The 24,101-nt window shown below is 38.2% G+C and carries 26 protein-coding genes and 1 tRNA gene; 18 read left to right on the top strand and 9 right to left on the bottom strand.

Annotated features, from left to right (window positions below; all coding sequences use genetic code 11):
• Window positions 1-244: 244 nt before the first annotated feature.
• Window positions 245-1,906 carry a phenylacetic acid degradation protein PaaN gene (paaN, locus tag AAC026_RS17510; RefSeq protein WP_339700778.1) on the top strand — a complete coding sequence of 554 codons (1,662 nt, stop codon included), beginning with the start codon at window positions 245-247 and terminating at the stop codon, window positions 1,904-1,906.
• Window positions 1,907-2,140: 234 nt separating this feature from the next.
• Here the strand turns inward: paaN and AAC026_RS17505 are convergent, their stop codons facing one another.
• A complete protein-coding gene (locus tag AAC026_RS17505; protein WP_339700775.1) occupies window positions 2,141-4,315 on the bottom strand; it encodes a WG repeat-containing protein in 2,175 nt (724 codons plus the stop codon).
• 109 nt (window positions 4,316-4,424) lie between these two features.
• The gene (hemA, locus tag AAC026_RS17500; protein WP_339700772.1) at window positions 4,425-5,657 is read right to left on the bottom strand and encodes a glutamyl-tRNA reductase; all 1,233 of its coding nucleotides are present in this window, start codon (window positions 5,655-5,657) and stop codon (window positions 4,425-4,427) included.
• A gap of 243 nt (window positions 5,658-5,900) precedes the next feature.
• Here hemA and AAC026_RS17495 point away from each other — a divergent pair, with 243 nt between their 5' ends.
• The 3 genes from AAC026_RS17495 to AAC026_RS17485 all read left to right on the top strand — a co-directional run bounded on the left by AAC026_RS17495 (window position 5,901) and on the right by AAC026_RS17485 (window position 8,791).
• Window positions 5,901-6,854: a helix-hairpin-helix domain-containing protein gene (locus AAC026_RS17495; RefSeq protein ID WP_339700769.1), complete on the top strand. Its 954-nt coding sequence runs from the start codon at window positions 5,901-5,903 to the stop codon at window positions 6,852-6,854.
• Window positions 6,851-8,359, top strand: a complete 1,509-nt coding sequence (locus tag AAC026_RS17490) for an NAD(P)H-hydrate dehydratase (protein WP_339700766.1) — start codon at window positions 6,851-6,853, stop codon at window positions 8,357-8,359. Before AAC026_RS17495 ends, AAC026_RS17490 begins: the two co-directional genes overlap by 4 nt.
• A 96-nt stretch (window positions 8,360-8,455) precedes the next feature.
• Window positions 8,456-8,791, top strand: coding sequence for a T9SS type A sorting domain-containing protein (locus tag AAC026_RS17485; protein WP_339606700.1), 336 nt, complete (start codon window positions 8,456-8,458; stop codon window positions 8,789-8,791).
• 94 nt (window positions 8,792-8,885) lie between these two features.
• On the opposite strand, the gene asnS is transcribed toward AAC026_RS17485, so the two are convergent.
• On the bottom strand, window positions 8,886-10,331 hold the full coding sequence (asnS, locus tag AAC026_RS17480) for an asparagine--tRNA ligase (protein ID WP_339700763.1): 1,446 nt from the start codon (window positions 10,329-10,331) through the stop codon (window positions 8,886-8,888).
• A 261-nt stretch (window positions 10,332-10,592) separates the two neighbouring features.
• Here asnS and rpoN point away from each other — a divergent pair, with 261 nt between their 5' ends.
• The 3 genes from rpoN to AAC026_RS17465 are packed head-to-tail and all read left to right on the top strand — an operon-like array spanning window position 10,593 to window position 13,456.
• Window positions 10,593-12,053, top strand: coding sequence for an RNA polymerase factor sigma-54 (rpoN, locus tag AAC026_RS17475; protein ID WP_339606702.1), 1,461 nt, complete (start codon window positions 10,593-10,595; stop codon window positions 12,051-12,053).
• Window positions 12,054-12,055: 2 nt separating this feature from the next.
• Window positions 12,056-12,673, top strand: a complete 618-nt coding sequence (locus AAC026_RS17470) for a phosphatase PAP2 family protein (RefSeq protein ID WP_339700760.1) — start codon at window positions 12,056-12,058, stop codon at window positions 12,671-12,673.
• A gap of 3 nt (window positions 12,674-12,676) precedes the next feature.
• A complete protein-coding gene (locus AAC026_RS17465; RefSeq protein ID WP_339700758.1) occupies window positions 12,677-13,456 on the top strand; it encodes an enoyl-CoA hydratase-related protein in 780 nt (259 codons plus the stop codon).
• Between the two features lie 73 nt (window positions 13,457-13,529).
• Here the strand turns inward: AAC026_RS17465 and AAC026_RS17460 are convergent, their stop codons facing one another.
• Entirely contained in the window at window positions 13,530-14,237 is a 708-nt protein-coding gene (locus AAC026_RS17460) for a porin family protein (RefSeq protein ID WP_339606705.1), read from the bottom strand.
• 129 nt (window positions 14,238-14,366) lie between these two features.
• Between AAC026_RS17460 and AAC026_RS17455 the strand changes: the two genes are divergently transcribed.
• The 9 genes from AAC026_RS17455 to AAC026_RS17415 all read left to right on the top strand — a co-directional run bounded on the left by AAC026_RS17455 (window position 14,367) and on the right by AAC026_RS17415 (window position 20,163).
• Window positions 14,367-14,440 (top strand) — tRNA-Arg (locus AAC026_RS17455).
• A gap of 141 nt (window positions 14,441-14,581) precedes the next feature.
• The gene (locus AAC026_RS17450; protein ID WP_339700755.1) at window positions 14,582-14,998 is read left to right on the top strand and encodes a hypothetical protein; all 417 of its coding nucleotides are present in this window, start codon (window positions 14,582-14,584) and stop codon (window positions 14,996-14,998) included.
• A 59-nt stretch (window positions 14,999-15,057) separates the two neighbouring features.
• Window positions 15,058-15,600, top strand: coding sequence for a GNAT family N-acetyltransferase (locus AAC026_RS17445; RefSeq protein WP_339700752.1), 543 nt, complete (start codon window positions 15,058-15,060; stop codon window positions 15,598-15,600).
• Window positions 15,601-15,723: 123 nt separating this feature from the next.
• A complete protein-coding gene (locus tag AAC026_RS17440; protein WP_339700749.1) occupies window positions 15,724-16,410 on the top strand; it encodes a DUF2064 domain-containing protein in 687 nt (228 codons plus the stop codon).
• A 166-nt stretch (window positions 16,411-16,576) separates the two neighbouring features.
• A complete protein-coding gene (locus tag AAC026_RS17435; protein ID WP_339700747.1) occupies window positions 16,577-16,912 on the top strand; it encodes an arsenosugar biosynthesis-associated peroxidase-like protein in 336 nt (111 codons plus the stop codon).
• Window positions 16,913-16,915: 3 nt separating this feature from the next.
• On the top strand, window positions 16,916-17,971 hold the full coding sequence (gene arsS / locus AAC026_RS17430) for an arsenosugar biosynthesis radical SAM (seleno)protein ArsS (protein ID WP_339700745.1): 1,056 nt from the start codon (window positions 16,916-16,918) through the stop codon (window positions 17,969-17,971).
• 3 nt (window positions 17,972-17,974) lie between these two features.
• Window positions 17,975-18,946, top strand: a complete 972-nt coding sequence (arsM, locus tag AAC026_RS17425) for an arsenosugar biosynthesis arsenite methyltransferase ArsM (RefSeq protein WP_339700742.1) — start codon at window positions 17,975-17,977, stop codon at window positions 18,944-18,946.
• Between the two features lie 136 nt (window positions 18,947-19,082).
• A complete protein-coding gene (locus AAC026_RS17420) occupies window positions 19,083-19,643 on the top strand; it encodes an RNA polymerase sigma factor (RefSeq protein WP_339700739.1) in 561 nt (186 codons plus the stop codon).
• Window positions 19,633-20,163 carry a hypothetical protein gene (locus AAC026_RS17415; protein ID WP_339700736.1) on the top strand — a complete coding sequence of 177 codons (531 nt, stop codon included), beginning with the start codon at window positions 19,633-19,635 and terminating at the stop codon, window positions 20,161-20,163. The genes AAC026_RS17420 and AAC026_RS17415 overlap by 11 nt, the downstream gene beginning before the upstream one ends.
• On the opposite strand, the gene AAC026_RS17410 is transcribed toward AAC026_RS17415, so the two are convergent.
• The 4 genes from AAC026_RS17410 to AAC026_RS17395 all read right to left on the bottom strand — a co-directional run bounded on the left by AAC026_RS17410 (window position 20,150) and on the right by AAC026_RS17395 (window position 22,255).
• The gene (locus AAC026_RS17410; protein ID WP_062300118.1) at window positions 20,150-20,860 is read right to left on the bottom strand and encodes an ATP-binding cassette domain-containing protein; all 711 of its coding nucleotides are present in this window, start codon (window positions 20,858-20,860) and stop codon (window positions 20,150-20,152) included. The genes AAC026_RS17415 and AAC026_RS17410 overlap by 14 nt on opposite strands.
• A 3-nt stretch (window positions 20,861-20,863) precedes the next feature.
• Window positions 20,864-21,067 (bottom strand): hypothetical protein, encoded by a 204-nt coding sequence (locus tag AAC026_RS17405; protein WP_053224804.1) that lies wholly within the window; start codon window positions 21,065-21,067, stop codon window positions 20,864-20,866.
• A 52-nt stretch (window positions 21,068-21,119) separates the two neighbouring features.
• Complete coding sequence (gene fsa, locus AAC026_RS17400) at window positions 21,120-21,776, bottom strand: fructose-6-phosphate aldolase (RefSeq protein ID WP_053224619.1); 657 nt, start codon at window positions 21,774-21,776, stop codon at window positions 21,120-21,122.
• A gap of 116 nt (window positions 21,777-21,892) precedes the next feature.
• On the bottom strand, window positions 21,893-22,255 hold the full coding sequence (locus AAC026_RS17395; protein ID WP_053224620.1) for a hypothetical protein: 363 nt from the start codon (window positions 22,253-22,255) through the stop codon (window positions 21,893-21,895).
• Between the two features lie 222 nt (window positions 22,256-22,477).
• Between AAC026_RS17395 and ssb the strand changes: the two genes are divergently transcribed.
• On the top strand, window positions 22,478-22,816 hold the full coding sequence (gene ssb / locus AAC026_RS17390) for a single-stranded DNA-binding protein (RefSeq protein ID WP_339700732.1): 339 nt from the start codon (window positions 22,478-22,480) through the stop codon (window positions 22,814-22,816).
• Window positions 22,817-23,047: 231 nt separating this feature from the next.
• Here the strand turns inward: ssb and AAC026_RS17385 are convergent, their stop codons facing one another.
• The gene (locus AAC026_RS17385) at window positions 23,048-23,554 is read right to left on the bottom strand and encodes a hypothetical protein (protein WP_339700730.1); all 507 of its coding nucleotides are present in this window, start codon (window positions 23,552-23,554) and stop codon (window positions 23,048-23,050) included.
• A gap of 207 nt (window positions 23,555-23,761) precedes the next feature.
• Between AAC026_RS17385 and AAC026_RS17380 the strand changes: the two genes are divergently transcribed.
• Window positions 23,762-24,028, top strand: coding sequence for a hypothetical protein (locus tag AAC026_RS17380; RefSeq protein WP_339700727.1), 267 nt, complete (start codon window positions 23,762-23,764; stop codon window positions 24,026-24,028).
• Window positions 24,029-24,101: the final 73 nt, after the last annotated feature.

Raw genomic sequence — 24,101 nt, 5'->3', positions numbered from 1 at the left:
CAACCAGCGGGGTAATCGTGAAATAAGATAATAATTTTTGAAATCGTAAAACCCAGTTGGAAGGAGAAATGCACGAAATACATCAGCGCATTTATCCAAGATGCTCAGTGTGCAGGTTATATCAATGTTGGAATGAGGGACTCTAAGAGTAGACCTCTTAGGGGCTGCAATATAAGAAGATTCGGCTTTGCTTTCTGTTATATGTGAATCGATTCCATTAAATTCGACCAAACAAACGTTCGTTATGGGATTGACCACTGCACAAAAAGACATATTAGATAAGGCGGTAGAAGCCTTACATACTCGTGGGTTTCACTCACAATACCCTGAGCATCCTGCACCAGCCATTTATGGTGAAACAGCAGATGCTGATGGAAAGGAGGCTTTCAAAGCCTTAAGAAAAAAGAATTTTGAAGAACTAAAGCAAGAAGGAGCTACTTCATGGATAGGTGAGGAGCATTCTCCTTATTTTGACGCACCAGTAGGGCCAAAGTATCCAGCCTTCAGTACTGAAGAATTAATAAACCGTGCTGAAAAGGCTTTTCATTCTTGGAGAAAAGTGAGCTTAGACGATAGAGCGGCTGTGTTGATTGATGCACTTGATCGTTTCTCTAAGCGCTTTTTCGAGAATGCTTATGCGACAATGCACACCACAGGCCAAGGTTACATGATGGCTTTTCAAGCTTCTGGCCCACACGCTGCCGACCGCGCATTAGAAGCAGTTGCCGCGGGTTATGACGAATTGAGTCGTTTCCCTTCTAAAGCCACTTGGGACAAACCAATGGGTAAATACAATTTGGTAGTGAACAAAGAGTGGAGGGCAGTGCCAAAGGGAATTGGTTTGGTGATTGGTTGCTCAACTTTCCCTACATGGAATTCGGTTCCAGGTGTTTTTGCCGATTTAATTACGGGTAACTCTGTATTGGTGAAGCCACACCCTGGTGCTATTTTACCAATGGCCATTGTGGTAGCTGAAATTAGAAATGCATTGAGAGATGCTGGCTTCGATGCTGATGCTTGTCAGCTAGCGGTTGATGTGCCAAGCACACCAATCACAAAAGAATTGGCTGAACACCCCAAGGTGAAATTAGTAGACTTTACTGGCAACTCTGAGTTTGGTAGCTATTTAGAAAAACTTCCAAAAGCGGTGTTTACAGAGAAAACGGGGGTGAACTCAATCATCTTAGACTCTGTAGTTGATATCGATAAAGTGATTCAGAACATTACCTTCTCGGTATGCTTGTACTCTGGTCAAATGTGTACCGCACCTCAAAACTTCTTTATTCCTGAAGGCGGAGTGAAAACGCCAGATGGTGTGCTATCATTCGATGAGGTGGCTCAAAAATTTGCTGACTTCACCAACGGTTTGATTGATAACCCTAAGGCGGGACCATTTGTATTGGGGGCTATCCAAAACCCAAATACAGGTGAAAGAGCTAAAAATGCAGCCAAAGAGTTGGGTGGGAAAGTTTGGTTAGAATCTAGAACTATAGAGAACCCAATTTTCGCTACTACAAGAACACAAACACCAGTGGTAATTGAGCTAAACTCTGCTGATAAGGACAAATTCGCTACTGAACTATTTGGCCCAATTGCATTGCTGATTAAGACAAAAAATACGGAAGAGTCTGTGGCTTTGGCTAGAGAATTGGCGGAAGAGCATGGCGCTATTTCTTGTGGTGCATATACTACTGATGAGGCCATGAAGGAACATATTGCTGATCAAATGTCGTTGGCTGCTACGCCAGTTTCATTCAATTTGACCGGAGGTATTTTCGTGAATCAAAACGCTGCATTCTCTGATTACCATGTAACGGGTGGAAACCCAGCAGGTAATGCTTCATTTACTAACCCTGGTTACGTAAATGGAAGATTTACTTGGGTTGGAATGAAGGAGTTGGCTTAAAAGTCATAACTCTTTTTGAATTTCAATCATAAGTGATTGAGGTTGTCAATCTGTGTCTTAATTACCTCCTTGCCCTCCTTAAGTAGGGTACTCTAGTGAAATCATAAAGTTAGACTAGGAGTAAATTTGACGTGGAGCTGTTCCCCTCTATTAAGAGGGGCTAGGGGAGTGTCGACTGATTATAGATATTGATTAAAACCACCTTAGGGTGGTTTTTTTTATGCAGAAATGGTTTTACTTGTTGGTTTTGAGTTCAATCCACCCTTGCCTTTCCATGGCCAGAAAAGTGTCGCCTGATTGTTTGATTACATCAAATGCAACTGGTACACGGTCGCGGCCTTCAATATCGACTACTCCATATTTACCATTTCGACTGACGATAAAGTTAATGCTGTCAGTGGTTGTGATGGAGTCAAATTGAGGTGTTCGAACTAATGTGCCTTCATGATTTGCAATGCCGAATAGCTTGTTTTTTTCAAGCAGAATAAAATCTTCTTTTCTAATCAGTTGATCATAAACCGCATTCAATACAAAATTCCCGTTGAGATCAATGAGGCCATACAAATCGTTGGTTTTCACTGTTGAAAGTCCATTCTTAAAAGATTCAACGAATTGAAAAGTGGGTTGAATTGTGATTTGATCGTCTGTATTAATAAAGCCCCAGTTGCCGTTGATCCTGATTGCAGAAAGCCCCTGTGAAAAGTCTTTGGCTTGTTGGTATCGGTTGGCAATGGTCAATAATCCTTGCTCCGAGACAAAGCCCCATTCGTTTTCCATCATTACCGAAATTAGGCCTTCATTATACCCCCGCACCTGTTGTGTTTTTGAATCGAGTTTGAAGGTTTGAGTCGTTGAGATTTGAAGTAATTCAAACTTGTTTTTCGATTTCAAAACCAAGAAATCGGGTGTTATCTGGTATACTGAATCATATGTGTTTGGGCTGAATTGGTTTGCATCAAAGTCGTAAACTTTATAACCGTCATCTGTTCGCTCTGAAAAAACATTTTGATATGGAGTAATAGGGTCAATACTTCTGAAAATCTGTTGCTCGAATAAATCATAAACTCCATACTCTGTTCCCTGTCTATAGAAAATTCGTTTGCCTATAATTTGAATACTGTCTTTGTATGGAGTAATTAACCAGTTGCCGTTGGGTTTAATGATGCCTTGATTTCCCTGATATTCGGCAATAGCAAAGCCTTTTTCAAAGTCATAAATTTTATCGAAAATGAATGGAGTTTGCTCATACCCTTCAGCATCTAACAGTCCAACCTTTTCATTTTTTAGAGCCAAGAAAGAGCCATCTAGTTTTTGAGTGATTTTTTCATAAAACTGAATTCCAATCCGCTTTCCACTGAGGTCATACGGAATCCAGTTTTGATTGTCTTTTCTCTGCGATTTTGCAAAAAGTACCGATTTGAAGAACTGAATGGAGTCAAATTGATATGGAAGTATATTCTTTCCTTCTGCATTGATTACACCTTCGAAACCATCTTTTTTAACCACAATCAATTCTGACTGATTATGTACAACTTGCTGTTTTTGTGCATAATGTTCAAAAGTGTTTTCATTGGAAATGTCTACTACTCCCATGTTTCCATTGGTTTGTATGGCTACCAAGTTTTTGTTAACCAACCAAAGATCATCATGGGCCAGGGTTTTCGGGATCGAGTCTAAGGTAAATACTGTCCATTTATTGAACGGAAGTACCTCGGCTTTCCCATTTCGTAGGTTTAAATTTTTGTACTCGGGTGGAATTATTAGTGCGCCCTTTCTATCAATCAGGCCTTCTTTATTATAATACTTTATTCTGAAGGTGTTCTCATCGTAACGCAGAATTAGTTCATATAAAAAGTCTGATAGCGGTTTGCCTTGTAATGTATAAAGCGCATATAATCCTTTGCCGTTTTTGACCGAAAGCGTTTGACTGTCAATCCTTTCAATATGACTGAACTCAAGAGGCAGTAGTGTGTTTCCGTTTTTGTTCAATAAACCAAACTGGCTTTCTTTTCCAGTTTTTTTAGACACAATTAATACGTCATTAACAGGTTCAACCCATTGATAATCAGAAGGAACAATGATGTTGCCTTTCGAGTTAATAGTGCCGTAGTCATTAAGTATAGAGAAGCGACTTCGTTCACCAATAATGAAAATGTTATCGGTAAAAGGGTAAAGTTCAGAATAGAGGTGTCGGGTTATTTTTGAGCCATCGATATTAGCTAGGGCCCAGCGTTCATTTTGCTTGATACCAATAGCACCACTTGATACTTTGAGATTTCCCTTAGACCAGCCAACATCATCATAAATTGCTTCAATGATTACTTGGTTGGTGGTGCTGTTTCGGAGTCCGACCTTACCGTTTTCTGAGAATTTCTCATAGATATCATTACCCAAGATGGGCTGAGTCAAAAGAAAAGTTAGAAGTAGGGTGAATAAAACGCGCAATACTCAAAATCAAAGCGCAAGCTTAATAAATTTTGAAGCGAATTAGAAGGAGGAGTAAGGACTTTCGCCTTGATTATTTTTCTTTCGGAGTATTTTCCAGATCGAAAAGGTCGTTGAGTACATCAATCAAAGAATCTGCATCGCCACGTTTGCAAGCCGCTTTTAGTTGCATTACTGGTAGTTTGATAATTTTTTGAGTGATACTCTTAGAAAAACGTTCAGCAAACTCTTGAACTTCAGGTGAAGCATTTTTAATGTGCCTCGTCATTTCTTCCTGACGAATTTGCTCTAGTGCATTCTTAAGTTTGTGAATAGTTGGAGAAACAACCATTTCTTTTGACCAATCATTAAAGTCGGCAATCGCTTCTTCAATAATGGCTTCTACCAAAGGAATAGAAGCTTTTCTTTTTTCGACAGCAGCCGAAGCTTTGTCGTTAATTTCGTCAATATTGAATAAGGTAACACCGCTTAATTTCCCTACTTCAGGGTTAATACTTCTAGGAATAGAAAGATCTACAAAGAATTTAAATCTGGTATTATCTTCTCCTACCAACTCTGTGTCAATAATTGGGTTACTGTGCGCTACAGAGGAAACAATCAAGTCATATTCTTGAACAGCTTCTTTTAGTTCGCTGAAAGGAATTATACTGAGATTACATTCTTGCGCTAAAAGTTCAGCTTTCTCTTTGGTTCGGTTACAGATAGTTACCGTCAACTCAGTTTCTGAAAGGTGGCGACAAACATCTGCACCAATTTCGCCAATGCCTAAAATAAGTACTTTAGGTTCTATAATGGTAGAGGCTAAATTTTGAACCAGTTCGGCAGCAGCATAAGAAACACTTGCAGCACCATCTCTAAAAGAGGTTTCTTGAACAACTCTTTTGCTACTAAAGAAAATAGTGTGCATTAATCGGTGTAAAAAGGGGCCAGCTAAATTTGCATCTGCTGCCCATTGGTAAGCTCTTTTTACTTGATTAGAAATTTGAAGATCACCAACAACCTGCGCCTCAAGCCCTAATGATACTCTAAAGAGATGATTTACAGCCTCTTCATCTTCAAATGAATTGAAATAATTGATGTAGGCATCTGCATTTGCAATCCCTTTTTTGATTGCAATCAATTTGATGATTTCAAGGTCTAGTTTCTGTTCTGCTGAATAGTAAACTTCAGTTCTATTGCATGTAGAAAGAATCAAAGCTTCTGTTAAAGACAGAACCTCTGAAATTTCGCTAAGAATAGATTTGATTGTGAGCTCATCAATGGAAATGATTTCCCTGATTTCAACTGGTGCCTTTTTGTAAGACAAACTTATCGCTCTGAATTTACCCTGCATTATTGCTTTCGCCTTTCCTCTAAATTCTTGAGTGCAAAAATAGCCTCTAAGAGTGTGTAAAAAAAGTGATCAAAATCATGTTTTGCTATTTAGAATCAGTTTAAACAACTCCGCCCTTCAGGAGTGGTTATTTAAATATTTGATTCCAAAAACAATATAGTAATCTTATAGTAAGAATTTATTATATTAATTTTTAATTTAAATAAAAACACTCTGATGTTGAGATTAAAACGGTTGGTCAGAAATTACTTTGGGTTCTCCAAAACCCAAACCAATGGTTTTATGATTTTGGCACCACTTATTTTTGTTCTCCTTTTTGTCCCCGGTTTTTATCGCAACTTAACAGAGGTTGAATACAATGAGTTCGATTCTGATAAAGTTCAACTGGATAGCCTGGTTGCGTTGTGGAGTAGTAATGAAAAAACAGGTATAACAAGGCGTGTAATTCCTGAAACTAGCTTCCGTCTTACTTTTTTTGAACCCAATAAAGCAAATCAAGAGCAATTGATGGCGCTGGGCATAGACCAGCGTTTGGCCAATCGGATTGGAAATTATGTAAATGCTGGTGGAAGTTTTAAGGTGAAGTCGGACTTGAAACGTATTTACGGATTTTCAGATAGTCTCTATCAAGTGCTTGAGCCCTACATTCAGCTACCAAATGAATTATCCTACCCAAAGAATAAAGTAAAGGAGTCTTTTGAAAAGTTTTCAAATAGTGAGCCCCAACCATTTAAAGAAGCAGAAGGGAGCTCTTCAGTAGAGAGTTTTTTTGTGTTAGACATTAATGAAGCTGATTCTATAGATTTCCAGAAACTAAAGGGGATTGGCCCAACTTATTCGAGCAGAATAGTGAAGTTCAGGCAATTGTTAGGAGGCTTCCATCATGTTGATCAAATCAAAGATGTGTATGGAATATCTGATTCATTGTATCAAGTTTTAGAAGCTCACTTTATAGTAAACGCAGCGTTTAAGCCCCAACAAATCAAAATCAACTTGGCAACTTTCAAGGAAATAAATGCGCATCCATACATCAGTTATGAACAGACTAAAGAAATAATGGATGCTAAAAGTAGGTATGGTAAATTTAGATCACCAGCCGACTTAAGTCGTTTAACCTCATTTGATTCAATTCAAATCGTTAAATTGACTCCATATCTAGAGTTTCAATGATCAAAATTTTAAGTGCCGAACAAATCCGTAAATGGGATTTATTTACAATCAAGAACGAGCCAATCTCTTCTATCGATTTGATGGAACGAGCTTCAGAAGCCTTTGTACAGCTTTTTCTTACTGAAGTGGAAAGCAATCATGTGATTGATTTTGTCTGTGGTCCTGGAAACAACGGTGGAGACGGTTTTGTCATTGCCAGATTATTGACTAAAAAGGGATTGAAAGTCAACTGTCATTTGATCGATTTTGGTTTGAAGCTTTCAGAAGACTGTCGCAAAAACTATCGAAGATTTTTGGACATCAATCAGGTAAACCTTGTTAAACAAGCTAAGGATTTAAACCTTACCGGAGGTGTTGTCATTGATGCAATATTTGGATCTGGCTTGAATAGACCCGCAACTGGGCTTGCGGCAGAAGTCATTCAACTGATTAACCAGAATGAAGGAAAAACTGTATCTGTAGATATGCCTTCTGGCCTTTTTGCAGATAAGGTGAACCTGTCAGGGAAAATAGTTGAGGCGGATTGGACCATTACTTTTCAAATTCCTAAGCTTTCGTTCCTCATTCCAGAAACAGGGTTTTATGTGGGAGAATGGTCTGCTGTAGATATTGGTTTAGATTCTGAATTTTTAAAGACAGAGGCCACTGACTATTTTATTTTTGACAAGAGTGATATAGATCATTCTCTTTTTGATCGGAAGAAATTTGATCATAAGGGTAAATATGGTCGAGTACTAATTGTAGCAGGAAGTTTAGGTAAAATGGGAGCTGCTTTTTTGAGCGCAAAGGCTGCCCTTAGATCTGGAGCGGGTCTTCTTACCGTACATATACCGCAAGTAGGATACGCCTCAATGCAAACTTCATTGCCAGAGGCAATGGTTTCTTTGGATTCTGAACATGAATGTGTTTCAGAAATGGGTAAAGTTGATGAGTTTGATGCGATTGGGATTGGGCCAGGTTTAGGTACCGACCCAAAAACAGGAAAATTACTTAAGCAGCTATTCACATCTTTTAACAGGCCTATGGCAATAGATGCGGACGCTTTAAACCTAATTGCATTAGATAAAGAATTACTCAATTTAATACCTCAGGGCTCTGTACTTACACCCCACGTAGGAGAGCTCAATCGGTTGTTCGGAGAATGCGAAGATGGATTGGAGAGAATTGAGAAAGTGAAGTTAAAAGCAATTGAGAAGCAATTGGTAATAGTATTGAAAGGAGCGCATACTGTAATCGCTACACCAGATGGTAAAATACATTTCAACTCCACAGGGAATTCAGGAATGGCAACCGCTGGTTGCGGAGATGTGCTAACAGGAATCATCAGCGCATTGATGGCACGAGGAGATGACGCTTCGACTTCTGCAAAAGTCGGAGTTTGTATTCATGGATGGGCTGGCGATTTAGCTGAAAATACAGTAGGGAAAACGGCATTGATGGCATCAGATTTGCTTTCTGCATTACCAGAAGTTTTTCGCAACGTAGAGAATAGTGATTTTATTTGAAAAAACTGTAACTTTAACTAAACCTTAAGAGTAACTTTGGGGTCTATATAGACAATGAATCTTTTAAACCGAAACATATCAATCTCTAAAACATTAATGATTCTGTCGTTAATGTTGTTTTCGGTATTGGCCAATGCTCAAAGTGAGACCTTGGCCAGTTTGAAGATGAACAATGATCCAAAGGTTAAAGTAGAAGTTTTCCCCAACCCAACATCTGACTTTCTAACAATCGACTTGTCCAAGTTAGATTTGAAAAAGCCAAAAATTGAAATTCGGAATATTATCGGAAGTAAAATGGAAATGACTTCTGAAGACCTTGGTGATAAGAAGCATCGCGTAGATGTAACTTCATACCCAAGAGGTTATTATTTGGTATTGGTGAAAGATGACCAATCTAAATTTCAACAGACAATTCGTTTTTCCAAGAAGTAGATTTAGCAAAAGAAATTCGCCAATGGAAACATGGCATAAAAAAAGGTTTGAACTTATTAAGTTCAAACCTTTTTTTGTTACGGCCTTGGTTCAATTAGAACTCTGCATTTCCAGGAGTCCTAGGGAAAGGAATTACATCCCTAATGTTGGCCATACCCGTAACAAAAATAATCAGTCTCTCAAAGCCTAGTCCGAAGCCGCTATGAGGTGCTGACCCATACCTTCTAGTATCTAAATACCATTCCATTTCGTGAGTAGGGACACCCATTTCGTTCATTCTGCTCACCAGTTTGTCAAGTCGTTCTTCACGTTGCGAACCTCCCACAATTTCACCAATTCCAGGGAAAAGAATGTCCATTGCGCCTACCGTTTTTCCATCTTCATTCATGCGCATGTAGAATGATTTAATGTCTTTAGGGTAGTTGGTTAGTATCACTGGCTTTTTAAAGTGTTTCTCTACCAAATAGCGTTCGTGCTCCGACTGAAGATCTGTGCCCCAACCTTCAATTAAGTATTGAAATTTCTTTTTCTTGTTCGGGTTGCAGTTTCTAAGAATGTCAATCGCTTCTGTATAGGTTACCCTTTCAAAGTCATTTTCTGCTACAAACCTTAACTTCTCAGTTAAAGTCATTTCGCTTTTCTCATTGGCGGGCTTGTTTTTTTCTTCGTCTAACAAGCGCTGTTCAAGAAACGCTAAATCATCTGCACAGTTTTCTAAAGCATAACTGATTAAGTATTTTAAGAACTCTTCAGCCAAATCCATATTGTCTTGAAGGTCATAGAAAGCCATTTCAGGTTCTATCATCCAAAACTCAGCAAGGTGCCTTGTAGTATTAGAGTTTTCTGCCCTAAAAGTTGGCCCAAAGGTGTAGATATCTGAAAGTGCCAATGCACCTAATTCACCTTCTAATTGACCTGAAACGGTTAGGTTAGTTTCTTTTTCAAAAAAGTCCTCTTTAAAGTTAACTGAGCCATCCTCTTTCAAAGGAGGATTTTTGGCGTCTAAAGTGGTTACACGAAACATTTCTCCGGCACCTTCTGCATCAGACCCCGTGATGATAGGGGTTTGCAGATAGAAGAATTTCTTTTCATTAAAGAAATTGTGGACAGCAAAAGCCATGGCGTGACGGATTCTGAATACAGCACCAAAAGTGTTTGTGCGAGGTCTTAAATGTGCAATTTCCCTCAAGAATTCCATTGAATGCTTTTTGGGCTGCAACGGATATTTTTCTGGGTCGGCAGCGCCAAGAATTTCGATGTGCTTTGCATTGATTTCAAACTTCTGTCCAGCCCCTTGAGACTCCACAAGAGTTCCGTTCACGGCAATACATGCTCCTGTAGAAGCCAGTTTAAGAATGTCTTCAGAAATCAAATTTGGGTCAGCTACTATTTGAAGGTTATTAATGGTAGAGCCATCGTTAAGGGCAATAAAACTTACATTTTTGTTGCCTCTTTTGGTTCTTACCCATCCTTTTACAGTCACGTCAATGTTAGATTGACTGCTTTTTAATAACGCTTCAATTTTGATTCTTTTTGTCATAGCAAACCCTGAATTGGTCTTTAGTAAAAAAAACGAATGCAAAACAAGTCTTTTTTGAAGTGATTCACAACGTGAACACCAAAAATAAGCAATGAGAATTTATTCCGAACAATGTCGTTATCTATGCGTAAAACCTCCTTGAATAAGTTTTTTAAGCCGTTTGTTAAATTTGCATGATTTTTGTTAAAAAGTCGGCTGATCTCATTTGTTCCTCAATTCTTTATTCTAAATTTGCTTATAACCAATAGGATTTTTCTATCAATGCAAAAACTTAGTCTAAATCAGTCTCTTAGCCAAAAGCTGTCGCCACAGCAAATACAGTTTATTAAACTGTTGCAGGTGCCAACTGCTGAGTTGGATACTAGGGTTGAAGAGGAATTGGAAATTAACCCCGCTTTGGAAGAAGGCAGAGAAGAGCCAGAGGCTCCAACTACAGAAGAGGATTTTGATGAGCCTTCTGATGATATTTCTTCGACAGAGGATTTAAATGTTGAGGATTATTTGGGTGATGACGAATATGCTGGTTATAAAATGCAAGGTGACGGCAATTACTCTGAGGATGATGACCGAGAGATGCCTGTGGCAATGCAAAGCTCTCTGAATGATCAATTGGATATGCAATTGGGGTTCCTTGGCCTTGACGATCGTCAGACTTTAGTGGCTAAACAACTCATTGGAAGTATTGAAGGTGATGGATACATTAGACGAGAGCTAGATGCTATCGTAAATGACTTGGCCTTTGCCCAAAATGTAGAAACAGATGTAGATGAACTTGAAGACTTACTTCGTGAGATCCAACAGTTTGATCCTCCTGGCATTGGTGCAAGAAATTTAAAGGAATGCCTTTTAATTCAATTGGATAGAAGATGGGAGGAAGACGACCCTGATCCAGCGGTAGAAATGGCGAAGGACATTCTTTCCATTTGCTTTGAAGAGTTTACCAAGAAGCATTACGATAAGATTATAAAAAAACTCAATATTGAAGATGAGGTGCTGATGAAAGATGCGATTCACCTCATTACTAAATTAAACCCGAAGCCAGGAGGCGTTTCGGGTGGGATGGCTAAAACTCAGTATTTAATCCCTGATTTTATTCTTACCAATAATGATGGTGAATTCGATTTAACATTGAATTCAAGAAATGCACCTGAATTAAGAGTGAGCCAGTCGTATTCAGATATGTTTTCGGCTTATGATAAGAGCGATAAAAAAGACAAGAAACTGAAAGAGACGGTTTCTTTTGTAAAGCAAAAACTAGATGCAGCCAAATGGTTTATTGATGCCATAAAGCAGCGTCAGAATACGCTCTTACGTACCATGGATGCGATGGTGAGGTTTCAGTATGAATTCTTTTTAGAAGGCGATGAAACCAAGCTTCGACCAATGATTCTGAAAGACATTGCGAATGAAATCAACATGGATATTTCTACGGTTTCGCGTGTTGCTAATTCAAAATCGGTTCAAACCGACTTTGGCATTTTTCCATTAAAGTACTTTTTCTCAGAAGGAATTTCTACAGTTTCTGGAGAAGACGTGAGTAGCCGAGAAGTGAAAAATATTCTAAGCCAACTAATAGATAATGAAGATAAGAGCAAGCCTCTATCTGACGATAAATTGGAGAAGTCGCTGAAAGCAAAAGGCTATAACATCGCCAGAAGAACGGTGGCCAAATACCGAGAGCAATTGAATATTCCTGTGGCAAGACTAAGAAAAGAACTATAGGTTTGAAGTTACTTGCTCAAATTGTATCTGTCGTTTTCCAGCCATTGTTAATGCCGTCTTTGGTTTTTTACACTTACCTGTTTCATATCGACAATAGTTCAAACCTTACAGAAAAGGGCAGAACTACGGTGTTGGTTTTGATATTCTTAACCACCTGTGTGATTCCAGTGTTTATTGTGTTGCTTTTTAGGTTTACCAAAGTGATAAAAGACTTACATATGAAGGAAAGGAGAGAAAGGTATCTTCCCTTTGCTTTCATATCAGTTTTCTATATTCTAGTTACCTATTTAATGAGTCGTCAAGTTTGGTTTAATCCAACAATGGCAGTCATTATGATTTCAATGACAACTGTGGTGATTACTACCAACCTCATAACTTACTTCTGGAAAATAAGTGCACATGCCGCTGGTGTGGCAGGCTGGTTAGGCTTTATTGTGGTGTTCTCAAGAATATATTCAAATGGGAATACATTGTTTTGGCCACTAATTATCGCTGTTATGTTAACAGGAATAGTGATTTGGTCTCGATTATATTTAAATGCACATAAGCCATCTGAATCATTTGCAGGTTTTGTTTTGGGCTTTTTAGTTTGTTTCAGTTCTGTATTATTGTTTGTTTAGCATATGTACGAGTTTATAAAATTTGAAAAAGAGAATGGTGTAGCTACGCTCACTCTAAATCGACCTGATGTGTATAATGCACTCAACGATGAAATAACTTTTGAAATCCAAGCAGCTTTGAAAGAAGCAAAGCGAGATCAAGAGGTTAGAGTATTAGTGTTGACTGGGGAAGGAAAGGCATTTTGTTCCGGGCAAGATTTGAAAGCGTCTGCAAAGCACCCAAATCGTTCTTTTTCAGATTCATTACACAAAAGATACAATCCAATTATCAAGGCAATTACTGAAATGCCTAAACCTGTAATTTGTAGATTGAATGGGGTTGCGGCTGGAGCAGGTTGTTCCTTTGCCTTGGCTTGCGACTTAATTGTGGCAGGTGAAAGCGCAAAACTGATTGAAGTTTTCGTGAATATTGGCTTGGTGTTAGACTCAGGTTCGTCTTATTTTTTACCCCGATTGGTAGGGAGTTCTAAAGCATTTGAATTAGCCACTATGGGTACTAGGGTTTCGGCTTCTGATGCCGAAAAAATAGGGCTTATATCCAAGTGTGTTCCAGATGAAGAATTGGACAGAGCTGTAAAAGTATACACCGATTATTATGCTTCGGCCCCAACAAAGGCAATTGGTTTAATGAAAAAAATGTTGAACAAGTCGCAGAGTTCTAGCTTAAAAGAAATGCTAGAGTATGAGGCTTATTGTCAAGATATTGCAGGAGCTACTTATGATTATAAAGAAGGAACTACTGCTTTCTTAGAAAAAAGAAAAGCAGCATTTAAGGGAGAGTAACCTAAAGAAATTGAGCACAAAAAAGGGAAGATTATCTTCCCTTTTTTGTGCTCTTATATTTTTGAATCCAGAATTAGAAGCCCGTAAGCGAAATTCCGAATGACAAACCTTGTGTGTCTACCCCACCAGCAGGAGCGATGTCAAATTTATCAGAAAGTTCGTAATACCCGAAAAGGCTAAACCCTCCAAACCCCACTCTGGCTTGTACTCCATATCTAAATTTTTCGAAACCAAGGTCTTGACGATCCTTGATCATTCGTTTGTCAGCTGCATTATCTTCAAACTTCACTTTAGTGAAAGAAGAGTAAAGAACACCAACTTTGGCACCTAATGCTACCCTGAACCCACGGCTCATGTTGTTTTTACTTGTGTAATATCTGAACTCCAACGGAATGTCTAGATAGTTTAAGCCAACCTTCGATTTATCAAAAGTATTTGCTTGAGGATAAACCGTTGCCAAATCAGCTACAGCTACACTTCTTACGTTCGAATTGTTTACACTGGTTCTAAGTGTTTTTCCATCTTCAAGAGTGAATCTTTCCATTCCTAAACCAATACCCGGTGTAAAAGTAAAGCCATTATCACCAATTGGTAAGTCGTAGTAATATATTACGTTAACAGTTTTCGATCTGAAACTATTAAGGTTAACATCGGTTGGGGCGCTTAATAAAGTGTTCAAACCCCAGTCAACAACAAGACTTCCAGGAAGATCTGGTCTTTGAGCTCTGGCAATTGATCCTAGTGTTAAAACTCCTATAAGTAGTATTCCTAATTTCCTCATGTTTATTCGCTTTTTTGAGCTGGGCAAAGATAGTATTTTTTGAAAGTATTAATAACTAGCTTTTGCAAAGTAGAAGAATTAATTACCTTTGCAGACCAATTTTAACGGGATTTAACGAATCTTAGTTTTGGCCTCGTAGCATAACTGAATAGTGCACTTGATTACGGCTCAAGAGGTTGCAGGTTTGAATCCTGCCGAGGTCACATAAAAGCCCTTTCCACTTACATGGAAAGGGCTTTATTTTTTAATAGATTTTGGAAAAATCTCCGATTATTTTTTCAACTGAAGTGCTTGAGTATATGTAATTATACTATTTTTGATTTTGATAATTAATTGAACTTGGTATGAGAGTTACTATTCTGTTTGTAATGCTTTTTGTTTCCATGTCATTTAAAACTTTTGCTCAATTTGGAGTGAGTGTTCATCAGACTAACCTTCCTTTTGTTGGCTTTAATTATGAACTGAAGGATAAGTATATGGGTGAACTTCGTTTTTCTACCGATAATTTTTTTGAAGACATTTCTCCAGAGCTTGTTTTCACTAGGTTTATTAAAAAGGATAATGACTACAATTTCTATGGAGGGTTGGGAGCTAGACTGAATATCTACGAAGGTTTAGTGATTCCTTTAGGAATTAATGTTTACCCGTTCGAGAAGAAAAATTTCGGATTTCAGATGGAGTTGACTCCAATAATTGGAGATGATGCGCTTTTGAGAGGAACATGGGGGATACGTTATCGTTTTGGAGATAGATCAAAGTAGCTTATTGGAAAAGTAAGTTGAAAGTATGTTGTCGTAACAGTATTTCATACTTTTCCTCTATGATTCACCTTCAGAGCGCGAGACTTGATCTTCACTTATTATCCTTAGCAGATTTACAGCAAGTTCATGCACTTCATAGTATTCCAGAGGTAGACAAATTCAATACGCTTGGTATTCCGCAAAACATAGCGCATACCCAATCAATCATTCAACCTTGGATTTCAGAACATCAAAAACTTGACGCCAAACAGTATACATTTACAATACGGACAAAAAAGACTGATGATTTTGTAGGCCTCATTGCTCTGAAATTGGGAAATGTCAAATTTCAGAATGGCGAAGTTTGGTTTAAACTTCATCCTGATTTTTGGGGTAAAGGATATGGTACTGAGGCTTTAAAATTAATATTGGACTTTGCTTTTGGTGATTTAAATCTACACAGAGTTGAAGCGGGCTGCGCTGTAGATAACGTGGGTTCTGCCCGAGTTTTAGAAAAAGCAGGAATGATTAAGGAGGGAAGGAAGAGAAAAGTGCTGCCATTAAAAACAGGCTGGTCCGATAATTTCGAATACGCAATACTGGACACGGACTCTAGACTTTAGTTGAATACTCTTTTTACCAGCGAGAACCTTTAAAAGTATTTTGTACGACATTGTCCCGAGACTTTTCTAAGTTGGGTAAATCTTTTTGACCGAAAACGAGTTGATAAGCTCAAAGGAAACTGAATGTCCCAAGTCAATAACACTGCTATTCTATTTTTTTCAAGAAACCTCAAAGAGGAATTCTTGACAAAGCATGTTGGCCTGAACGTTCAGCAGTTTTCTAATTTGTTTAATCTTCTGGTCAAGAGAACTCAGAGAACGATTGATCAAACGAAGATTCCGGTAAAAACACTCTTTTCTGATGAACAAATTGGAAGTTCATTTGGAGAGCGACTCACAAACGGTATATCGAACTTATTCTCAGAAGGTTTTGAAAACGTAATCGTTGTTGGGAATGATGCTCCAGAGCTCACTTCAGAAGACTTACTTTGGGTTAAGAATAAGCTCGAAAATGGGAAGAATGTTTTAGGAAGAGACAACCATGGTGGAGCTTATTTAATCGGTGTTTCAAAAAAAGACTTTAACCCTAGTACATTCCTTCATATTGATTGGAATACTGGGTTGGTTTTCGATCAACTTAAATCACTTTTGTCTTCAGAAGAATTAGAAAGGCACCTGATTGACTTAAATAAAAGATCTGATTTTCAGAGTATACTTAAGCAAGGGCTATACTTGTCGAAAACGTTCAAGCAAATTCTGAAAGGAATTTTCGGAACTTATACTTTACATACTAATTTCGATTTCACGCTTCCAAAATCTATTTGGTTTCAACTGACGGAGCTTAGAGGGCCACCCTCATTCGTTTCTTAGCCACTCTACACTTCTCTTTGCAATTAGTATTTGTCGAAGAGAAATCATTTTTAATCAATTTATACAAAGGAGCCCAATTTCAATGTGCAATGTTTTTTATGTCGAATGACTTGAAATGACTTCTGTTTTGAAATTGAAAAGGGCTTTCTACTTAAGAAATAATACCATGCCTAAAAAATATTACAACCCAAGCGACCTTAAAAAGTTTGGAAACATAACGGAATTCCAACCTGAAATGGGAAACAAATTCTTCGATTGGTACGGCAGCGTTTTCGAAGAAGGCGCATTAACCGCTAGAGAGAAATCACTGATAGCCTTGGCGGTGGCTCATGCTGTTCAGTGCCCTTATTGCATAGATGCTTATACCGACACTTGTATGAAAAAGGGGGCCGATGAAGAACAGATGATGGAGGCGGTACATGTAGCTGCTGCTATAAAAGGCGGGGCGGTATTGGCCCATGGAGTGCAGATGATGAATCAGGTGAAAGAGAAATTAATGTAGTCTATGACTTTACAGACATTAAAAAGACAACAACACGCACTTTCTATTGCTAAAAGGCAAATTAGAATCTTGGATGATCATGATGCCATTGGTATTGATTCTTTCGAGCAGAAAATCGATCCCATTGGGATGATGCCCTTAAAGCCTATTTCTGTAGAGGTATTTCAGATCAATGTTGGCAAAATGTGCAATCAGGTTTGTAAACATTGCCATGTTGATGCTGGCCCTGACCGAAAGGAAATCATGACGCTAGAAACAATGCAGCAATGCTTGGATGCGCTTAAGATTTCTAAGGCCACTACGGTGGATTTGACGGGAGGTGCTCCAGAGATGAATCCTGACTTCCGTTGGTTCGTGGAGGAGATTTATAAGTTGGATAAGAACATCATAGTTAGGTGTAACCTTACCATAATTTTAGCCAACCCGAAATACCATGATTTGCCTGAGTTTTTCAAAAAGCATAAGGTGAATGTGGTGTCTTCATTGCCATCATTTACGGCCAGAAGAACCGATGCTCAACGCGGTGATGGTGTGTTTGAAAAGTCCATTAAGGCGCTTCAAATGCTGAATGAGATTGGCTATGGAAAAGAAGGGACAGGTTTAAAACTTGATTTGGTGTATAATCCATCAGGTGCATTTTTACCAGACGATCAGGCGATGTTGCAAAGTGAGTTTGAAAGAAAACTCAAAGAGAATTTCAATATCGTTTTCAATGACTTGTATGCGATAACCAATCTGCCAGTGAGTCGATTTTTGGATTATCTCGTCAATAGCAATAATTATGAGGAATACATGAACGAGCTGGTGAATGCCTTTAATCCTACTGCCGTGGCAGGTGTAATGTGCCGTTCTATGATTTCAATTGGTTGGGATGGCTATTTATATGATTGCGACTTTAATCAAATGCTTGAAATGAAACTGAAAAATGATGCGCCAGATCATATCAGGGATTTCAACCTAGATAAATTAATGGCGAGGGAAATAATGATCAACCAACACTGTTTCGGCTGTACGGCAGGTGCGGGCTCAAGCTGCGGAGGAACCACAACAAAAAATTAGCAAATGAACGACTACTTAAAAACGACTAAAGATATATATAAGGCAGCAGCCGAAACACCAGATGTTGGGCTTTGTTGCACCACTACTCCAGTGTGGTCATTTCCAGGTTTGGAAATCCCTAAAATCATGCTTGAAATGAATTACGGTTGTGGCAGTACTGTCCATCCAAGGGATTTGGTCAATTCACCCAAAATACTTTATGTAGGTGTGGGCGGAGGAATGGAGCTTCTTCAGTTCTCGTATTTTAGCCGTCAGAAAGCGGGAGTTATTGGGGTAGATGTGGTGGATGAAATGCTTGATGCTTGCAGGAAAAACATCAAGGAAGCAGAATTGACCAATGATTGGTTAGATGCTTCTTTTATTGATGTCCGACAAGGCGATGCGCTAAACTTGCCTATTGAAGATGCTTCAATTGATGTAGCAGCACAAAACTGTCTGTTTAATATCTTTCATGAAGAAGACCTGAAAAAGGCACTTCAAGAAATGTATAGGGTTTTGAAACCTCATGGCCGATTGGTATTATCTGACCCAATAGCGGAACAAACCATGCCCGAAAACCTCAAGAATGATGATCGATTGCGCGGACTTTGTTTGAGTGGTTCGTTGCCGTTAAAAGACTACATCAAAATGATTACTGATGTCGGTTTTGGCACGGTGGAGATTAGGGCGAAAAGGCCGTATAGAATTTTGCATCCCAATCAGTATGATACTGTCGAACCAATATATATAGAGAGTGTAGAGGTTTGCGCGATTAAGGATCCAATGCCAGCCGATGGGTCGTGTGTGTTTACGGGCAGAACCGCAATCTATTACGGAACAGAAACCCATTTCGATGATCACGGTGGTCATATTTTATTGCAGAATCAACCACTATCGGTTTGTGATAAGACAGCAGGAAATTTAGAAGCCTTGAATAACTCAAATATTTGGGTTTCGCCTTCTACCTATTTCTACGATGGTGGGGGCTGTTGTTAGGAGTTAGGGTGAATTAGGGCATTAAGGGAACGTCTAGAAGATTAGCCTCCTATTCCTCCAAAACTTCTTTAATTTTTTTACCTTTCCTAAGCAACCCTCATACAAGCGGGCTGTCTTTAGCGCAAGGATTAGAAATTTGGAACCGAAATATCAAAATCTTCATCAAAAGGTAATTGATCTGTGTATGCTGGGCGACCGACAAGCGCAGTATCAGTTGTACAAGCTTTATTCGAAAGCCATGTACAATGTATCTTTTCGGGTAACCCAAAATGAGCAAGAGGCTGAAGATGTACTTCAGGAATCGTTCTTAAGTGCTTTCAAAAACATTCATAGCTATAAAGGAACAGCAGCTTTTGGCAGTTGGCTGAAGCGAATTACACTTAATAACGCCATTAACCTAGTCAAGAAAAGACGTTTAGATTTTGAGTCCGTAGAAGACTATGGAGACTATGATGATCGTTTCGAACATGAAGAAAAAGATGATCGCGATTTCAATGTAAGTCAGGTCAAAAAAGCGATTGAGCTTTTGCCGGATGGATACAGATTGGTGCTCACACTTTATTTGATTGAAGGGTATGACCATAAAGAGATTGCAGAAATATTGAACATTACAGAATCGACTTCTAAGTCGCAGTTTAATAGATCAAAAAAGAAATTGAGGGAAATATTAAAAGAGGAATTTCAACATGCAGGATAAGCTAGAAGATTTCATAAAAGAAAATAAAGAACAATTCGATACTGAAGTACCAAGAGCTGAGGTGTGGAATAAAATCCAAAAAGGGCTTGACAAGAATGATAAAGCTACCGGAACTTCGACTCTTTGGTTTTGGAAAGTAGCGGTTGCGGTGTTGCTTATTGCGGTAGCTTATTTGGGCTCCGAAAAATATTTTGGTGCCGATGTTAATAAAGAAAGCACTGCTATGGAAGAGTTTAAAGAGCTTGAAATTTTTTACACTCAGATGATTTCTGATAAGAAAACGAAGCTGTCGGAAGAGGTGGAGGCAGGTGAGTATTTCAGCTTTTTGGAAGCCGATATTCAATCCCTAGATCAGAATTATGAAGAGTTGAAAACTACATTTGAAAACGGACAAGAAACACCTCAACTTAAAAGTGCATTGGTGCATTTGCTCAAACAAAAACTCTATTTAATCGAAAAGCAATTGGAGATTTTGGAAGAAACTAAAAGTAAAACCTCAGAAGGTGTTAGCTCACTTTAAATAAACTCAATTCAACTTCATTAGAATCGAGAATACTTCCCTTTTCGCATTTAAGAACACGCTTAGGGTAATTTTTAATAAGGTTATAATCATGCGTGGCCATCAGAATTGAGGTTCCACCTTTGTTGATTTCCATAAAAGTCTGGAAAATACCATCTGAAACTTCTGGGTCTAGATTTCCAGTAGGTTCATCGGCAATTAAAAGTACAGGATCGTTAATTAAGGCACGTGCAATTACCACCCTTTGTTGCTCACCGCCAGAAAGTTGATGTGGCATTTTATTAGCAACCACTCCCAAACCAACACGCATAAGCACTTCGGCCAACTTACTTTTCATCTTGGCTTTGTTTTTCCAGCCAGTGGCTTTCATTACAAAGTAGATGTTTTCAGCAACCGAGCGATCGGGGAAGAGCTGGAAGTCTTGAAATACAACTCCTAGTTTTCTTCTTAAAAGTGGAACATCCTTTCGTTTGATATTCTGAATGTCATGATTAGCAATTCTGATTTTACCCAAACGAAGAGGTAAATCGGCATAAAGCGTTTTTAACAGAGAACTCTTTCCACTTCCTGTTCTTCCAACCAAATACACTAACTCTCCTTTATTAATGGAAAGAGTAATGTTGTTCAACACAGTTTTATCGTCTTGAAAAATGGTGGCATCCTCGATGCGAACAATGGGTTCTCCTGAAAAAGGCATAATTTAAATATCCAGTTTTTGAAGTTTACCGAAAGGTAAGTTATTGATTACTTCTTGCAATTCAGTTTCTTTCCCTTCAAGGTCATACTTTTCTAACTTTTTTAACGGTCGGTCGGCACGAAAGTATGCTATGAGCACGAAATTCTCGTCTCTTAACTGAATGTAATCTGGGATTTTAGCTTTCCCTTTTACTTTAATGATATACATATTCCTAAATAACTTCGGGTCATTTGCATAACCCGAAGTTGGAACTAAAGTTTTATCCATTTGCTTTGGCGTGGTCGGCAAGAAATTGTGCCAAACCTTTGTCTGTTAGCGGATGGTTCAACAAGCTAGTGATAACCTTCAACGGGCAAGTTGCAACGTCTGCACCAATTTCGGCACACTGCAATAAGTGCATTGTGTGACGTACTGAGGCAGCCAGTACTTCGGTAGCAAAACCGTAGTTATCGTAAATCTGGCAGATTTGCTCGATAAGCTCTAAACCATCATACCCAATGTCATCAAGTCTTCCAATAAATGGAGAAACATAAGATGCACCTGCTTTGGCAGCCAATAAAGCTTGGCCAGCAGAGAATACTAATGTACAATTGGTTCTGATGTCTTCAGCTGTAAAGGTTTTAATCGCCTTAATACCATCTTTAGTCATTGGCACTTTTACAACGATTTTGTCATCGATTTGAGCCAATTCACGACCTTCTTTCAACATGCCTTCGTAATCGGTAGCAATTACCTCGGCACTTACGTTGTCGTCTACAATATCACAAATCGCCTTATAATGGGCTATTACGTTATCGTGGCCAGAAATGCCTTCTTTAGCCATTAAAGAAGGGTTGGTGGTTACACCATCTAACACGCCTAAGTCGTAGGCTTCTCTTATTTCATCAAGATTCGCGGTGTCGATAAAGAACTTCATTTTGATCTATTTTAGATTGATTTGCAATGCATTACAAAGCTAATGTTTTTGTTTGCTTGAAGCGCCCTTATAAACACAACTTTTTATTGACGGCAGAAATTATCTTGAAACTAAACCTAGTTCAGTTCTTCGAGCTTTTTTACCAAGGCAAAAGTATCGCCCTCTAATGGCAAGTAGCCGTATTCATAGCAAAAGTAATAGGTGGCGCCTGCTTTTGTAGTGTAAGTAGAAGTGTGATAGTTAAAGTCGAATCCCTTTTCTATGAGTTTGTTTCTGGTGGTTTTCGATTTGCCATCAGGATTGAGTTCCTCCAAAATTCGCCTGTTTCTTCTCAATAGGTTATGGACGTTTCGTACATAGTTATTTGAATCACTGTTCTGTCGATTATTGAAGGTATTACGACACTGATCTGAGCAAAATTTCTTGTCGATTCTGCCGTACATCGCGTCTCCACACTCTAAACATTGTCTTTCTTCCATGCTGAAAAATCTAAAAAACGAAAACTACCACTTTTCCGAGTTGGAAGTTAAGTTATTGTAAAAGAGTGATATATCCAATTGTAAACGTTTACAAACGAATGTTACCCGACTACAAACGCTTAGCAACCGACTTTACTTTTCGACCTGCTGTTACTTTGCCATTGTCAATTCGGAAATACAAACCGAGAGGACAACAAACTTTAAAATTAAACAATTTATATCATGAGAAATTTAAGAAACAGTGTACAGTTGATCGGAAGATTAGGTCAAGATCCAGAAGTGAAAAACTTAACATCAGGTAAAAAACTTACTACGTTTTCATTGGCCACTACAGATGCCTACAAAAATGCAGATGGAGATAAAATTGAAGACACGCAATGGCATAATATTATTGCCTGGGGCAAGGTAGGAGAGATAGCTGCTGAGTATTTAAAGAAAGGTGCGGAAGTTTGTATTGAAGGAAAGTTGGTGCACAGGTCGTATGAAAACTCGGCAGGTGAAAAACGATTCGTGACTGAGATTAATCTAAACGAATTGTTGATGATGGGCGGGAAGAGATGAGGTAAAATAATTTGTCTTTCTTGGCACACAGTTGGCAAGGCTAATTGTGTGCCTTTATATTACCCGTGTTAATGGATGAAATTTTTTAGGGGGAACACTAACATGTAGCCTTAGCTGATTTCTGAACTGATGTATTGCAGGTATAGGTTTTTTAAAACAATAGAGACATACAATAAAAAAAACAGATCATAAGACCTGTTTTTGGATAAGTAGAAGCTAATTATTGTATAACTACTTAATGCACTTAATTCTCTCTGAGATGTTACCAGAATATTTCTTCTTGATTTCAAAGTCGATAGTTGTTGATGTCATGTAAATTCTAACCCCTTCAACCTTGTTGGCTTCTAGTTTTCTCATTTTTTCTGACGTAAGAAAATAAGAAACACTTCCTGTTTGGCTATCCGAAAGAGCATCTGAGTAAGCCTCTGAAATAACGTTATCCAATGATTCTATTTCAATTGTTTCTCCATTTTCAAACAATATAACGGCTTTATCACCCTTGTAAACGCTCCATACGTCATGTATCCCGATTTCAAATCGTATGAAACGAATATCATTGTCAACATTTCCCAAAGTGAATATAAGGGAGTTTGTAAGCCCTCCATGCAATAAAGCCCGTTTTGTCTCCTTAATTTCTTTTTTTGTGAACTTGTCTACTTCATTTATTGAGTACTTGCAGTCCTGAGATAGTGCTATGCCCGATATGAGCATGAATGAGATGATTAAAATGTGTTTCATGTTGGCTTTGAATGTTTTTGGGCTAATTTAGGATTTAATCTGAATATGCCTAGAATTAAATTTGAGCTTTTGAATATTGATAAAGAAGATGAGACCTCGTTTTACGTAAAAAACCGCTAGGAACTTCCTTATTAACCAATAAGGATTATATATTATTTTACGTATAAAAGTATATTTTTAACTAATTACTATATATAAGAATATAATATGAGCAAAGAATTAAGTTTTGATAACATCGTTTTAAAATATAAAGGAGTTGAATACGATACTGATGACATCTATAGAGATGTTAAATTATTCTCTCCTATTGTAAAAATAATAAACTGGAAAGGAGCCTTCACAATCTCAAGCGCATTTAACAATGAAGGGGCTACATTAGTCATTGAAACAATGGATTTAGTTAGCTTTAACTTTTCCATTATTGGAGCTAGCCAAGAGCTTGAGAAGGATTTCGTCAGACAATTCGGTTCTTGATTTTTTTGTAAAATTTATTTGTAACGTGTTTAGCTCTATCATTCAATCTTTTGTCTACAATTCCTATATATCA

Origin of the sequence: uncultured Roseivirga sp. (assembly GCF_963973945.1) — a bacterium.
In the GTDB taxonomy this organism is placed as follows: Bacteria; Bacteroidota; Bacteroidia; order Cytophagales; family Cyclobacteriaceae; genus Roseivirga.
Note: the sequence above shows the minus strand (reverse complement) of the source record. Positions and strands in the feature narration are given on the sequence as shown.